Genomic DNA, 14628 nt, shown 5'->3' with positions numbered 1-14628 from the left:
ACGATCGCATCGCCATCGCATACCTATGGGTTCACTGCCGTTACGAGTTCATCCAGTTCCAGGTTTCGCTCTCCGATCGCTCCAGCCAGTCCCCGTTGTTGGTCATGTAGGCATAAACGTTGGACAGCGCCTCGTAGTGCTTGGTCTCTTCGGCCATCAGATGCTTGAAAAAATCCTTCTCCGGACCGTCCACCGATTCCTTCCACAGTTTTTCATACATCTTAAAACTATACCACTCCATGTCCATGGCCACCTTCATCCCCGAGGTGTTGTCCGGTTTAAGTTTTACCCCGTCCCGGTTGAGCTTGAGGAACAGCTTCTTGATCTCCGCTTCCAAAAAGCCGGTTTTCTTTCCGGCTGGCACCGGCCAGGCCTGACCCTGAATGATGGCGGCGTAGATCTCGTTGATCCGCCCGATATGCTCCACCTCCTGCAGGGCTAGCTGGTCGTAGAGCTTTTTGGCCAGGATGTTCCCGGTCTTCTGGGACATCTTAAGATAAAAGGCGCTGCCCTTGTGCTCCAGCTTCAGGGCGGCCTTCAGGGCTTTGGGCATGTTCTTTAGAGTTTTCATTTTGTCCCCTTAGTAACGGTTGCGGCGCCGGTTCTGTTAGACCTAAGCCCTTAAATGAAAGGACTGCTTTTAAATATACCCCAATGCCAGAATATAGTCAACTTCTAAATGAAAGTTGAAACCCCTTTTTAGGGGTTTTATTTTTTTATCATTCTACCGGCTCGGCCTTCTCCACCTGCAGAATAAATCCTTCATCCTGTTTTACCCACTTCCCCAACAACCTGAGGGTTTTTCCCAGATAATCCGAGATCAAGGCCGGACGGTTCCTGGGCCCGCCGGGACGGGGAGGCGGCACCGAAATGGGCAGCCAGGGTTGGACCCGGATGCTGTTCCCCTGGCCGTCGCTGAGGATTACCTTAAGATCGTTGAAATAGTTGGTGCCGGAATTGCTCAGCTCGCCCTTTACTGCTATCAGCTTATCGGCATACTTTTCCTGGTTTACAGATAGCTGGGAAAGTTTCAGTTTGAACGGTTTTGAAGTTCCCAGACCCTGCCGGCAACAACCGGCGGACAGCAGAACAGCGGCCGCCATCGTTATAATTAGATATTTTCGCATTTCTTCCTTTTAAATAACCGTTTATGAAGTAGCCAGCAAATGCCGGATTATGATCGTTAAGATTATGCCCCAGTATTTATCCTAAAAATCATGTAAATCCGCTTACGCTTCAACGCCGGACTTCTTCAAGCGCCGAAGCTTCAGCGGAGGCGCTCCTGTCCACCCCCAGTTCGCTCCCGTAAAAAACCAAAACGAGGCCGAAAAAATAATTCAACCTCGTTTGGTAAAATTGCTCCGACCTTAGAACGCCTTGGCCATGGCGAAAATGCTCTTCAGCTTCTCGTTGGTCTCGCGCAGCCGGGAGGAAAGGGTCTTAATGAAGACCGACAGCAGCTTGTAGGCCAGTTCCTTGTCCTCGGAAAGCATTTTTTTGAAATCCCGCTTATAAATGGCCAGCAGCTTCACCGGGCCCTGGTGGGCAATGGCCGCGGCCGAACGGGGGAAATCGTCGATCAGGGCCATCTCCCCGAAATACTCCCCGGGACGGAGGATCTTTAAAGCCTCCTCGCCCACCCCCGGAACAATGGTGGAGATCCGGACCTCGCCTTCGGTCACGATGTAAAATGCGTCGCCGATCTCGCCCTCTTGGAAAACAGCCGCCTCCTTTTCGTAGCTTTTGTCATAGGCCAGCCCCATTATCTTTTCCAGCTCCGGTTGGGATAGGTCGTTGAACAAATAAACATTGCGCAACAACTCTGAACTTTTATTTACCGGGGGCATATTACCTCTATTGAAATGTTTATTGGGCCGGGTTTAATCAATTTCCTGGATGGACAGCGCCCGCTTGATGTCTTCGTGCCCCAAAAACCCCAGCTCCACCAGACACTCCCCGATCTTCTTGCCCTCGCCCTGCATCTGATGGCGGCGGGCTTCATTGATGTGTTCCACCGAGACGTAGCCCAGCGAAACTAAAATCTCTCCGATCAGCTTTTTTTGCGGTGTCATATTTATTTGTTCAGCATCAGGTGTTGAATTTTTAGTTACTGCTGGATCGGTACTTTTTTTATCAGCCGGATCTGGTCACCGGGCTTGATATCCTCTATGATAGAATTGTTGATATAGGCCGAGCAAGTGGCCGGGCGGGGATTCAGCACCTGAATGGTGCCGATCACTGTTTCCAGTTTTTCAACTTTTGGGCCTCCGCCCGGGTTGGTTATTTTGCCCTGCAGCCGGTAGATCTCAAAAATGTCGCCGATGCCGATGCCGTCGTCGGTCCCCTTGTCCAGAAAGACCACCCGGTAGGCGGTGGCCGCTTCGACCGGGGATTTGGTGGCTACGATAAAACCTTCCGGGGTCTTGGCCACGGCCAGCATGGGGTCTCCCATGGTGACTTTGGGAACATTGAATTTTTCGTAACGCTTGAGCATCTCTTTGCGGGAAATGGCTTCCATGCTGCGGATGATCTTGGCCTTGCCCGACTGCGGACCAACTTCGGTCATCTGCACCAGACCCACGATGGTTACGATCTTACCCATCTTTTTCCCGGTCTGGGGGTGGGAGACCTTATCGCCTATGCGGTAGATGGTCAAAGTATCTCCGGGCTTTAGGCCTTGATCGCTTCCAGCCGTGATATAAACGATGTCGTTAGGCATCAGATAATCGCTGAGAGGCTTGTCGGCGCCGTTGATGTACGCCAGGGGCTTTTCCTCTTCGGCCGTGATGTAGCCCGAAGAAAAGACCAGTTCCTCGGAAACCACCGGGACGATCAGCTTCCGGACCACCACTTGGCCTCCAGTGATTTTTACCGGACCCGCGGTCTGGGGTTCCGGCTCCGGCTCCGGCTCTGGCTCCGGCTCCGGTTCCGGCTCTGGCTCCGGAGCGGCCTGCACCTGGACCGGAACAGGGGTTGTATCAATCGCCGTTGGCGTAATCACCTTGGAGGTATCCGGTGCGGCGGCCATGGCTTCGGGGGTCAGCGGTATGACCAGTTCCTGTCCGGGATATATCCAGTGCGGGTCTTCGATCTTGTCCTTGTTGGCGTTATAGATTATGGGCCAGGAAGCCGGGTTGCCGAGATACTGTTCGGCCAGGCCGTGCAGGGTCTCGTCCAATAAAACGGTGTGTGTGGTCTTGCCGTCCTGCGCCTTGGCGGTGAAGCCCAAAAAGACCGAAACCGCAGCGGCGATAAGGAAAAACCCAAACCTCTTCTGGGACATGATCTTTTCCTCCTAAAAGTTTTTATTTCTTTACTTGCGAAGCCGCGGCGTATTTAAGCCTCAGCTCGTTAAGTATCTCCATGCATAGCCGGTCCTCGGCCGGGGTCAGGTTTCCCTTGGTCTTTTGCTGCAACAGTACGATGGTATCAATGTTGTGGCAAGCCATGACCAGGTCTGTTTTCTTCTTTTGATCCACCGGGTTGGGCACTTCGCCCAGGTTCACCAGGGCCGAGGTGGCCAGCATGTAAAACAGTGATTCCATGCTGGGCGAAGGCAATGAATTGTTTATAGGTTCTGTCATTTTACTTAACTTGTGCTTTAATCTTAATTTTTATCACATTTTGACTTAAAAAGCAATAGTTATTTTTCTTTTTTTTAAATATTATTGCATCACAGGCCATAAAAGTAGTAGAATATATGAAATAAGGATCAAATCATAAAATTTCCACTGTAAGGACAATTAAAACATGCAAAAAACCGCGGCCATAGATCACCTGATCTGGGTTGAGCTCAATCAAAAATCTTTGTTAAAAAATCTGCAGGCCTTCCGGGGCCTGCTGGGTGACGGAACAAAACTCTGCCCGGTGGTCAAATCCAACGCCTACGGTCATGGGGCATTTCAGACCGCCCGGATGATCCAGGATTCCGGGCTGGCCAGCTGGCTGGCGGTCAATTCGGTGGACGAAGGATTGGAACTGCGCCGCCGGGGAATAAAGCTTCCGGTGCTGGTGCTGGGGTACGTCCCTCTGGAAAGGCTGTCTGAAGCGGCGCAGTACGACCTGCGGCTGACGGTCTACAACCGGGAAACAGTACTGAGACTGAAAGCCCTGAAAACCAAAAAGAAAATATACCTCCACCTCAAACTGGAAACCGGCACCAACCGCCAGGGAGTGGACCTGAAAGACGCGCTGCTGCTGGCCAAAATGATCAAGGTATCAAGGAACATGGTGCTTGAAGGTTATTCCACCCACTTCGCCAACATCGAGGACACCACCGACAGAAGTTTTGCCGGACGGCAGTTACAGCGTTACCAGAAGATGCTGGGCGAACTGGAGAAAAATGGTTTTAAGGCTCCGGTCAACCATATCGCCTGCACTGCGGCCTCGCTGGTATTTCCCCAGACCAGATTGCAGCTGGCCCGGATCGGCATCGGGCTTTACGGGCTGTGGCCCTCGCGCGAGACCATGGTCTCGCTTAAGGAGCAGGGATCGGAATTCAGGCTGGAGCCGGTGCTGTCCTGGAAAACCCGGGTGGCCCAGGTAAAAACGGTGGCGGCCGGGGAATACATAGGCTACGGCTGCACCTTCAGGACCAGCCGCAGGACCAGGATCGCGGTGCTGCCGGTGGGCTATTACGACGGTTACGACCGCAAACTTTCCAACACCGCTTATGTGCTGGTTAGGGGAAAGCGGGCCCCCATCCGGGGCCGGGTCTGCATGAACTTGTGCATGGCCGATATCACTGACATTCCGGGGGTCAGGCCGGAGGACGAGGTGGTGCTGCTGGGAAAGCAGGGCAGGGAGCATCTCTCGGCCGAACAGCTGGCCCAGTGGATCGGAACCATCAACTACGAGGTGGTGACCAGGATCAATCCCCAATTGCCCCGGGTGGTTGTGTGACCATTCCCAGGAGGATCAACGGTGCTTGTACCTTTGATTAACAGAAATATCAAGAGTCCGGGTGCTGACAACATGAACAATATCCTGAAAGATTTTGAGACAAACAATGCCGACTAAACCAAAAACAAAAAATAACCGTAAACGGCTAAATAGTAAACAGCCCCAAGGCAGACCGTTCTACGAACTAGTGGACATCTTCGCCCGGCTGCGCGCCCCCGGCGGCTGCCCCTGGGACCGGGTCCAGACCCCCAAGACCCTCAAGCCCTATCTGATCGAGGAAACCTACGAGGTGCTGGAGGCCATCGACGAGAGCGATCCGGTTAAGATGAAGGAGGAGCTGGGCGACCTGCTGGGGCAGATCATCTTTCACTCCCAGATGGCAGCCGAGAAGAAGTTGTTCGACATCGACCAGGTGATACAGGGCCACGCCGATAAGATGCGGCGGCGCCACCCCCACGTTTTCGCCCAGGGCCGCGCCAGGGACGCCAAAGAAGTGCTGATGAACTGGGAGGAGCTGAAATACAAGGAGAAGAAGGGCGTCCGGCGCTCGGCCCTGGACGGCATCCCCCGCCGCCTGCCGGCCCTGCTTAAGGCGCACAGGATCCAGGACAAGGCCGCCCGGCTGGGTTTCGACTGGGAGCACATCGACGGGGCCTTCGCCAAGCTGGAGGAGGAGCTGGGGGAATTCTCCAAGGCCTACAGCAAGGGGAATAAAAGGGAGATCCAGGACGAGCTGGGCGACATCCTGTTCACTTTGGTCAACCTGTCCCGGTTCCTGAAGATCGACCCAGAGGATGCTTTGCGGCTGACCTCGGAAAAATTCACCCGGCGTTTCAAGTATATCGAACAGCAGATGGAAAAGACCGGCAAAACCTTCAAACAAAGCAGCCTGGAGGATCTGGAAGCCCTGTGGCAGAAAGCCAAGAAGCAGCGCCGCAGAAAGAGCTGAAAACGTCATTACGAGAAGGCATTCCATCAAGAGCTAGCACTGAGTGTGGCTCCTTGAATGCCTAACGAAGTGAAATAATACGACTGGTTGCTTGTTGGACCGCTTCGTTTGAAATCCCATGAAACCGCGCTCGCGGTAACCGTTATTGGTATAATAGAAAGAGCCCCGCTGTAAACAGCGGGGCTCTTTATTATGCCGTGTTAAGCTGGCTTATTCTACGAAGGAAACTTCAACCTTGGTGTTGAGGGCCCGGGCGGCATTGGTCTTGCCGGCGGGGACGACCAGCTGGCCGACGGTGGTGATGCGGGCAACGTCAATCTTGCCGTCAACTTTAACCAGCTCAGCGCGAACCGCATCGGCTCTCTGGGTGGCTAAAGTCTGGTTCATCTTCTTGCCGCCGACCCTGTCGACATAGGCAGTGATGACAACCTTGGCCTTGGGATTGTCCTGGATCATCTTGACCAGGGCTTCCACGTTGACGGTCTTGACCATGGCCTTGTTGGCGGCGGTCCATACAACTTCCACCGGAACCACTGCGCCCTTCTTCAGCATGGCGAAGTCAGTCATGGCGGTGCCCTTCTCGGTGATGGCGATGGTGGCCGTCTTGTCGAAATAACCGGCCGCAGTAACGGTGGCGGTGTAGTTGCCGGTCTGCAGGTTGACATTGTAGGCTCCGGCGACGGCCTTGGCGGTCTCGGCCTTGGGTCCGGCAAAGGCTATGGTGGCTTCAACCGGTCCCGCAGCGTCCTTGACCATGCCCTTGGCTGCGCCCATCGGGATGGGCTTGAGCTCTAAAGCGAAGTCCTGGACAGCCGGGGTCTTCTTGTTCTTCTTGGTCAGGATAACCGAGGCGCTCTTGGCGATGTAAAGTTTGGCGTCGGCTTTGATCTCTACCGGGGCCTTGGTGATCGGCAGGCCGGCCAGGGTATAGACGCCGGTGGCGGGATCGGTGTTGGCGGTCAGTCCGCCGGCGGTGATGGTGGCGGCCAGGCCCTTGCCCTTGGCATCGGTGACCTTACCCGAGATGCTGGCGGTGGGGGCGACCTTGGGTCCGGCTGTCTTCACCGGGGCATAGGCCAAGCCGAAGTGACCGATCCACGGATACGGCTTTGCTGCGATCCCCTTTACGGTGTCGATAAGATTATAGGAGAACCCGGCAGTGATATGGAGACCCATCGGGAATGACATCCGCAAACCAGGGGTAACGAACATATCATAGTTCATGAAACCACGGGTCTTGGCGTCTGTGCCATATTTGTTGGTGTCCATGGCATATGAGCCAGAAGCTTCCACAAACGGCGTGAACATGTCGTTTACCTTGTAGCTAAAGCCCAATCCGTAAGGTATAACCATGTTGGGATAAACAGCCTTGCTGTCAGTAGTATCGACAGTAGCCCCATCCGGGACTTTGTTCAAGCTATAGTCAACGCCTACGTTCAGGTTCAGATTGGCGGCTCCAAAATTGAAGCCGGGGATCAACACTCCATGGACCACGCCGGTATACTTGTAAGCCGAACCCGTGGCGCCAAACTTAAAGGTGTCGGCCAAGGTCGGGACATCGTAACCAGCATAGACGCCCAGGCAGAACAGATCGCTGAACTTCTGGGAGTATTTAACACCGACCCTGGTGTCCAACAATCCATTGTTCTTGTAATCAGTACCGGCAACAGTGGTTGTGGTCATTTGATATGCGGGAGCGACCGAAAGCTCGAACATATCGCTGATTGAAAAATAAATCCCGGGAAGAACTGTGATGCTCATGGATTTGTAGGTAAATAAGGTTGAGTCGCTCATCATGACGGCTCCGTTTACGCCCACGCCGTAGTTCATGGGGCCGGCGTTGCCGGGATCGATCGTCCAAATCAAACCCTTGGAACCGTAGATTGACGGCTGGGCCATGGCCATGCCGGCCATCAGGGCTACCACTGCGAACATTGCGAAGATTCGCTTCATTTGGGTTATTCCTCCTGTTTAGTTAATTTGTTTGTTTTCTTTTGTTTAATAAAAGACGCCATTGTTCAGGTTTGTTACGTCTTTTGTTTTTGTGCCGGATTTAAATAATAAAATCCCTTTGCGAAAAATTAAAGGGTTATCACCTCCTGCGTTCGCATTTGATTTTTGGATTAAAAGTATCGCTATGTTAAAGGGATATAAAGGTTTTATTAAACACTCAATAATATTACCAACTTTTGCCCTGGTTTGTCAAGGGTTTTTTAAAAAAATGTCATTTTTTTATATTCCCTTTGGTATGAACCAAGACACACCGGGAAAATACCCTCCAAAACGTTGATTCTCCGCTTGCGGCGGAGAACCTTCTCGTGCTGCCTTAAGCCATCTATTCACGGTAACAGCACGTTATTTGTTAGTGACACCCCGCGCCTGTATTAGGATGTCATCCTGAGCTTGTCGAAGAATGGCGTTCCCAACGGGATTCGAACCCGTGCCGCCACCGTGAAAGGGTGGTGACCTGACCGCTAGTCGATGGGAACAAAGCTTAAGATTATTGGGAATTGATTGGGGGTCCGTGTTCCGGATATTATTATTCAAAATCTGCGGGGATCAGCGTCCGGTAAATATAAATCTCAAACCTTGAGGTGGCTTTGGATATAAAGCCGGCGGAACTGTTCGTTGTCCACGATGGCCCGGTTGATCAGGAAGTAGGTTTCCAGGTTCTCATTTGTGGATTGGATCCGGTCGCAAAGGATCTCGGTGATGGCCAGCAGGATCCGGGCCGAAAGCTGGGGTTCCTTCACCAAAAGCCTCTGGAATTCCTCCTTGGTCAGGACGTAGATCTCGGAATCCACCATGGCAATGGCGGTGGCGGTGCGGGGCTTGTCGGTGATCAGGGCCATCTCACCGAAGAACGAGCTTTCCTGGAGCTCGGCCAGCACCAGTTTGGACTCGTTGCGGGAGATAGAGATCTCCACCTCGCCCCTGGTAATCAGGTACATCTCGTTGCCCTGACTGCCTTCGTTGAAGATCTTTTCGCCCTTGGGCACCGCCCTTTTTACCAGCCGGTCATGCAGGGCGTCCAGTTCGGTGGACGAAAGGTACTTGAAAAGAAACACCTTCTTTAAAACATCGGTCGTAGCCATAATGAATGACCTCCCAATTAATAGTGATGTTTCCTGGTGAGCCAGATGAGATTCGAACTCATGACTCCCGCCTTAAAAGGGCGGTGCTCTACCGACTGAGCTACTGGCTCATTTTGTGCGACTTATCGCAAACTGTTAATTTTACTATAAATACCAGGCCTTGGTCAAGCAAAAAACATTAGGTCCGGCTATTTCTATCCGCAGATTTCACAGATTTACACAGATTTTTAATTAAATCGCTTCAGATAAAGGCCGTTTTTTATCTGCGTTAATCTGCGGATAAACCCCCGGTTTGATTAAACAGACATTTAGAACTTACCCCGGAGAATGGTGGCCTGCCGTTCCGAGCCCACCGAGATGATGCTGGCCCTGGCCCCGGCCAGTTTTTCTATGGTGCTGATGTACCTTTTGGCATTGGCCGGCAGGTCGCTGTACTTGCGAAGTCCGGCGGTGGGCTTATCCCAACCGGGCAGGGTCAGATACTGGGGCCGGCACCCGGCCAGTTCTTCGGTGCTTAGGGGATAGCCGTCTATCTTCTTTCCTTCATGACTGTAACCCACGGCGATCTTGATATCTTTGAAGCCATCCAGAATGTCCAGCTTGGTCAGGGCCAGCTCGCCGGCCCCGTTAAGCTGCACCGCCCGTTTCAGCATCACGGCATCCAGCCAGCCGCAGCGCCGGGGGCGGCCGGTGGTCCGGCCCACCTCGTCGCCGGCCTTGGCCCGCAGAAAGTCGGACATTTTGGCATCGAACTCGGTGGGGAACGGCCCGTTGCCCACCCTGGTGGTATAGGCTTTGGCCACTATGATCACCCGGCCCACCTTGTCCGGACCGATCCCCAGCCCGGTGCTGGCCCCTCCGGCGATGGTGGATGACGAGGTGACGAAGGGATAAGTGCCGAAGTCCACATCCAAGAACGTACCCTGGGCCCCTTCGAACAGCACCTTTCGGCCCTTGGACATTTCCTTGTTCAAAAGATCTGAGACGTCGGCGATATAGGGCCTTAAGACCTTGGCGTAAGACCGGTACAGCGCCAGGGTCCGGGAAAAATCATCTTTTTTATGGCCGTAATATTTCTGGAGGATGAAGTTCTTCTCGTCCAGGTTGCGCTTGAGGCTCCTGGAGAAAAGCTCCGGGTCCAGCAGATCCACCATCTTCAGGCCGCTGCGGTAGGCCTTGTCAGCGTAGGTGGGCCCTATGCCCCGGTGGGTGGTGCCGATGGCCCCGGCGCCCTTGGATTCCCGGGCGCTGTCCAGCAGCTTGTGATAGGGCATGGTCAGGTGGGCCCCGCCGCTGATCAGCAGACGCCCCTTGACGCTGATCCCCAGTTTTTTCAGGTACTCCATCTCCTCCAGCAGGCTCTTGGGGTCTATCACCACCCCGCTCCCGATCAGGCACAGCTTGCCGGGATGGACGATGCCGGAGGGGATCAGATGCAGCACGAATTCCTTTTTGTTGACCTTGACGGTGTGCCCGGCGTTGGCCCCGCCCTGATAGCGGGCCACTATGTTGACCCGCTCGGCCAGCAGGTCCACTATCTTGCCCTTGCCCTCATCGCCCCACTGGGCCCCCACGATGCAGATGTTCTGTTTCATGCGATCTCTATATTGCTTTTGATATTAAGTTCCGGCTATCACAGATCCCAAAGATCAATTCCCAGTTCCCACGTTACGCCGCGTCCTGCTCCTTGCGGACATACTCCGGCTCCTGCCGGTTGACGATGACCTCGCGCCCGATGGTGCACTTGGTGATGTCCTTGCTGGAAGGCAGGTGGTACATGATGTCCAGCATGGCCTCCTCCAGCACCGCCCGCAGGCCCCGGGCCCCGGTGCCTCGTTTTAAGGCGTCCTCGGAGATTGCTTCCAGGGCCGGGGGCAAAAATTCCAGCTCCACCCCCTCCATCCCGAAGTAGGTCTGGTACTGCTTGACCAGGGCGTTCTTGGGCCTGGTCAGTATCTCCATCATGGCGGATTTGTCCAGCGGGTCCAGGGAGCAGATCACCGGCAGCCGCCCGATCAGCTCGGGGATCAGCCCGTATTTCAGCAGGTCGTCGGGCTGGACCTTGGCCAAAAGCTCGTTGGGCTGCAGCTGGCTCTTCTCCCGGATGTCGGCCCCGAACCCCAGGGTCTTGGTGCCGATCCGCGAGGAGATGATCTTGTCCAGGCCGTCGAAGGTGCCGCCGCAGATGAACAGGATGTTCTTGGTGTTGACCGGCAGCAGCGGCTGTTCCGGGTGCTTGCGGCCGCCCTGGGGCGGCACGTGGGCCATGGTGCCCTCCAGGATCTTCAGCAGGGCCTGCTGCACCCCTTCGCCGGAGACGTCCCGGGTGATGGACGGGCCCTCGGACTTGCGGGCCACCTTGTCCATCTCGTCTATGTAGATGATCCCGATCTCGGTCCGCTTCAGGTCGTAGTTGGCCGACTGCAATAATCTGACCAGGATGTTCTCCACGTCCTCGCCCACGTAGCCGGCCTCGGTCAGGGTGGTGGCGTCGGCGATGGCAAAGGGGACCTTCAGCATCCGGGCCAGGGTCTGGGCCAGCAGGGTCTTTCCGGTGCCGGTGGGCCCGATCACCAGGATGTTGCTCTTGTCCAGCTCCACCTCGGAATCGCCGCCGTAGGAAAGGATCCGCTTGTAGTGGTTGTAGACCGCCACCGCCAGGGCCTTCTTGGCCCGGTCCTGTCCGATCACATATTCGTCCAGCGCCGCCTTTATCTCCAGGGGCTTGGGCAGGTCCTCCTTGGAGGGAAAGCCGGTGTACTTCTTGTCCTGGGAGATGACCTCGGAGCACTTGGTTACGCAGTCGCTGCAGATGGCCGCCTCGCCGCTGTCTATCAGCTGGGAGACCTCGCTGGAGGGGCGCCCGCAGAACGAGCATTTGTTGTGCTTGGGGTAATAATTGTCTTTGGGCATGCGGCACCTTAAATATAGTGAGAATGATATTTTACTTTAACACAAGATAAAAGCCAATGCAAGGGGAAAATCAACCCTTCGACAGGGGCTTCGGCACGCTCAGCCCGGCGGCTCAGGGCAAGAAATCAAAAACCAAATATTTTTAGTATTTTATTTTTTATATTTTGTTTTAAGTTCTTCCGCACTCGCCGGCATCGCCCCGCAGGATCTCTATCCCGTGGACCAGCGCCGGAAGCACCGCCTCCAGCGACTCCCGCGCCCCCTTCTCGCTGCCGGGCAGGTTGATGATCAGGGTCTTCTTGCGGATCCCGGCCACCGCCCGGGACAGCATGGCCTTGGGGGTTATCTGCATGCTTTTGGCCCGGATGGCCTCGGGGATGCCTGGCGCCAGGCGGTCCAGGACATCCAAAGTGGCCTCGGGGGTCACGTCCCGGGGCGAGAAGCCGGTTCCGCCTGTGGTCAGCACCAGGTCGCAGCCCAGGGTGTCCGCAAAGTACTTGAGCTTATCGGCGATGAGCGAGCGCTCGTCGGGCACGATCTCGTAGGCGGCCACTTCCGCGCCCAGGGGCGCCAGCATTGCTTTGAGGGCCGGCCCGGAGGTGTCGGTGCGCTGGCCTTTGGAGCCCTTGTCGCTGACCGTGAGGATGGCTATTTTGAATTTAACCATTTATATTTTTGTCAATGTTTGTTAAAACGTCTATTATTTCTTTCGTAGATTCTTTAAACTTTTCTTTTGCTTCTTCTTGGTTGTTCTCAATCCAATCGATTACTTTTTTCAATAATTCTTCCTTGGCAATTTTCTTCTGTTCACCTTCTTTTGACAATGCGCTTTCTACATCTTCTTTAAAATTATCTGGATAATACTTTTCAAAATTATCTTTTGACAAGCAGATAAAATTATTCTCACACCATTTACCACTTGTGCAATATTTTGACTTTATAAATTTTTCTTTAATTGTAGTTCCATAGGCACCACCGTCAAAAATAACCCATGCTTTATCTTTATAGATTTGTTGTTTATGTATAAATAGAAATAATCTGTCAAAATCTTCTACCTTAGCCTCAAGCTTATCAATACCTTTTGCAGAAATGCTACCCAGCCTGTTGCTTAACTTTGGAGTAAACCAAGGTATTAAATATTTCACAATTATTGTTTCTGCCGAAGATTCTTCAAAAATAATCCAACCATTCCATAAATTATAATCAAATAATTCATAACCAAGATTTTCCAATAAGTTGATTTTCCCGTTTTCATCAACTACTTCGGAAACAGTTGCCGTGGGAACATTGTTTTCTGTTGTGTTGTCAATACGGAAGATCTTCGTTTTTTCTTCCGAACCTAAATGTTTTGCGACAATATTTGAATGCGTTGTAATAATGAATTGGTTGTCTTGTGAATTATTTACAATTAATTCACATAACTTCTTTATACTCTTTGGGTGTAAATTAGTTTCAATTTCTTCTATTAAAAATATTTTATTTTTTGCACGAATAATATCTATCAAAAAAGATATTATGTGTGGGACGCCATCCCCCATGGAATCAATATTTATTTTAGAATCATCATCTATTTTTAGCCCAACATTATTGCCATTGGGTGCTGGATAATGGCTTAATTCAATTCCCAATAACTGTTGTACATACTCGTCAAACCCTTTACTGACAGTACGGTCACCTGATATCTTGACAAATTTTGCAATTATATGTTCTATGTCATCATACACATAATCAGCTTTTTCACTTTTAGTTTCTTGCGAATAATTTATTACATTTCTCTTAGAAGAATACGCATAAATAATATTATTTGGTTCTTTGTTGTCAAATGGTTTATGTTGAGTGAATTCAAAATTGTTTTCGACATATTTGTTGATAAATAATTTGAGATTTGATTGATTTACGTCATCTCTATTAAGGTGGTATGTGATTGCATGGTTAATACCATTGTCGTTTACAAATTTTCTGTCATGTCCTATTGGCCCTCCACCACTAAATCCCCCAGACTTAAACTCAAAACCATCTACATAAAGTATGACCTTCAGCCCTCTTTTACCGTGCCTAATATCAGGCATATTTAATTCTATTTTATTTTGCAGCTGTATATGTTTTATTGCTTTTATGATCGTAGATTTCCCGGAATTATTTGGGCCAACAAATAAATTAATGCCCCGCGAGAATAATACTGGGGCTATTACCTTAAAGCATCTAAAATCTTCAACCCTTATCCCTTTAATCCACATTTTGCTTACCTCACAGAATAATGATTGAATTACCATTAGAGACTTCGCCGCCTTTTATCACCTTCGCAAACACTCCCTCCCGCGGCATCACGCAGTCGCCCACCTGTTTCTTTATGGCGCAGTCGTTATGGCACTCCTTGCCGATCTGGGTGATCTCCAAAATAATCTCAGAACCAACCAACAACCTTTGCCCAATTTTCAATTTACTTAATTGTATATTCTCTATAGTGAGGTTCTCGGCAAAATCCCCTGGGTGCAGCTCAACCCCATTGCCCCGCATCTGGTCCACGCTCTCTGTGGCCAAAAGGCTCACCTGGCGGTGCCAGTCCCCGGCATGGGCGTCGCCCACGATGCCGTGGTTTTCTTTGAGAACGGCGGAGGGAACGCTGGTCTTCTTTTCGCCCTTGCCCTGGCTTATGTTTATGGAGATTATTTTACCCATATCTTTTACAATTTACGAACCCTCTCCCATTGGGGGAGGGCAGGGAGGGGTTAATCCTTGGGCGATTCATGAATCGCCCCTACAATATCT

General features: G+C 52.2%; 15 protein-coding genes and 2 tRNA genes. 2 read left to right on the top strand and 15 right to left on the bottom strand.

What is annotated here, in order from left to right; translation table 11 throughout:
- Positions 1–40 precede the first annotated feature (40 nt).
- The 6 genes from HZA73_07585 to HZA73_07560 form a co-directional block, all read right to left on the bottom strand.
- Positions 41–571 carry a ferritin family protein gene (locus HZA73_07585; GenBank protein MBI5805891.1) on the bottom strand — a complete coding sequence of 177 codons (531 nt, stop codon included), beginning with the start codon at positions 569–571 and terminating at the stop codon, positions 41–43.
- Between the two features lie 148 nt (positions 572–719).
- The gene (locus HZA73_07580; GenBank protein MBI5805890.1) at positions 720–1127 is read right to left on the bottom strand and encodes a hypothetical protein; all 408 of its coding nucleotides are present in this window, start codon (positions 1125–1127) and stop codon (positions 720–722) included.
- A gap of 240 nt (positions 1128–1367) precedes the next feature.
- Positions 1368–1847, bottom strand: a complete 480-nt coding sequence (locus HZA73_07575) for a cyclic nucleotide-binding domain-containing protein (GenBank protein ID MBI5805889.1) — start codon at positions 1845–1847, stop codon at positions 1368–1370.
- 33 nt (positions 1848–1880) lie between these two features.
- Positions 1881–2072: a hypothetical protein gene (locus HZA73_07570; protein MBI5805888.1), complete on the bottom strand. Its 192-nt coding sequence runs from the start codon at positions 2070–2072 to the stop codon at positions 1881–1883.
- A gap of 35 nt (positions 2073–2107) precedes the next feature.
- On the bottom strand, positions 2108–3283 hold the full coding sequence (locus tag HZA73_07565) for a LysM peptidoglycan-binding domain-containing protein (protein ID MBI5805887.1): 1176 nt from the start codon (positions 3281–3283) through the stop codon (positions 2108–2110).
- A 22-nt stretch (positions 3284–3305) separates the two neighbouring features.
- Positions 3306–3584, bottom strand: coding sequence for a DUF1844 domain-containing protein (locus HZA73_07560; GenBank protein MBI5805886.1), 279 nt, complete (start codon positions 3582–3584; stop codon positions 3306–3308).
- A gap of 166 nt (positions 3585–3750) precedes the next feature.
- On the opposite strand from HZA73_07560, the gene alr reads away from it, so the two are divergent.
- Together alr and mazG are read left to right on the top strand one after the other, a co-directional pair.
- Entirely contained in the window at positions 3751–4902 is a 1152-nt protein-coding gene (alr, locus tag HZA73_07555; protein ID MBI5805885.1) for an alanine racemase, read from the top strand.
- Between the two features lie 106 nt (positions 4903–5008).
- Complete coding sequence (gene mazG, locus HZA73_07550) at positions 5009–5851, top strand: nucleoside triphosphate pyrophosphohydrolase (protein ID MBI5805884.1); 843 nt, start codon at positions 5009–5011, stop codon at positions 5849–5851.
- 210 nt (positions 5852–6061) lie between these two features.
- On the opposite strand, the gene HZA73_07545 is transcribed toward mazG, so the two are convergent.
- From HZA73_07545 to HZA73_07505, 9 genes are all read right to left on the bottom strand, one after another.
- A complete protein-coding gene (locus HZA73_07545) occupies positions 6062–7804 on the bottom strand; it encodes an OmpA family protein (protein MBI5805883.1) in 1743 nt (580 codons plus the stop codon).
- Positions 7805–8265: 461 nt separating this feature from the next.
- Positions 8266–8340: transfer RNA gene (locus HZA73_07540), tRNA-Glu, on the bottom strand.
- Positions 8341–8433: 93 nt separating this feature from the next.
- Positions 8434–8946: a cyclic nucleotide-binding domain-containing protein gene (locus HZA73_07535; protein ID MBI5805882.1), complete on the bottom strand. Its 513-nt coding sequence runs from the start codon at positions 8944–8946 to the stop codon at positions 8434–8436.
- 34 nt (positions 8947–8980) lie between these two features.
- A tRNA-Lys gene (locus tag HZA73_07530) sits at positions 8981–9056 on the bottom strand.
- Positions 9057–9254: 198 nt separating this feature from the next.
- A complete protein-coding gene (locus HZA73_07525) occupies positions 9255–10541 on the bottom strand; it encodes an adenylosuccinate synthase (protein MBI5805881.1) in 1287 nt (428 codons plus the stop codon).
- Positions 10542–10614: 73 nt separating this feature from the next.
- Positions 10615–11859: an ATP-dependent Clp protease ATP-binding subunit ClpX gene (clpX, locus tag HZA73_07520; protein MBI5805880.1), complete on the bottom strand. Its 1245-nt coding sequence runs from the start codon at positions 11857–11859 to the stop codon at positions 10615–10617.
- A 169-nt stretch (positions 11860–12028) separates the two neighbouring features.
- Positions 12029–12526: a MogA/MoaB family molybdenum cofactor biosynthesis protein gene (locus tag HZA73_07515; protein MBI5805879.1), complete on the bottom strand. Its 498-nt coding sequence runs from the start codon at positions 12524–12526 to the stop codon at positions 12029–12031.
- On the bottom strand, positions 12519–14096 hold the full coding sequence (locus HZA73_07510) for an ATP-binding protein (GenBank protein ID MBI5805878.1): 1578 nt from the start codon (positions 14094–14096) through the stop codon (positions 12519–12521). Before HZA73_07510 ends, HZA73_07515 begins: the two co-directional genes overlap by 8 nt.
- 10 nt (positions 14097–14106) lie before the next feature.
- Positions 14107–14538, bottom strand: a complete 432-nt coding sequence (locus HZA73_07505) for an MOSC domain-containing protein (GenBank protein MBI5805877.1) — start codon at positions 14536–14538, stop codon at positions 14107–14109.
- Positions 14539–14628: the final 90 nt, after the last annotated feature.

It is taken from the genome of candidate division TA06 bacterium (assembly GCA_016235665.1).
GTDB lineage: Bacteria > Edwardsbacteria > AC1 > AC1 > EtOH8 > UBA5202.
The sequence above is the reverse complement of the archived record's forward strand: the minus strand, read 5'-3'. Positions and strand labels throughout refer to the sequence as shown.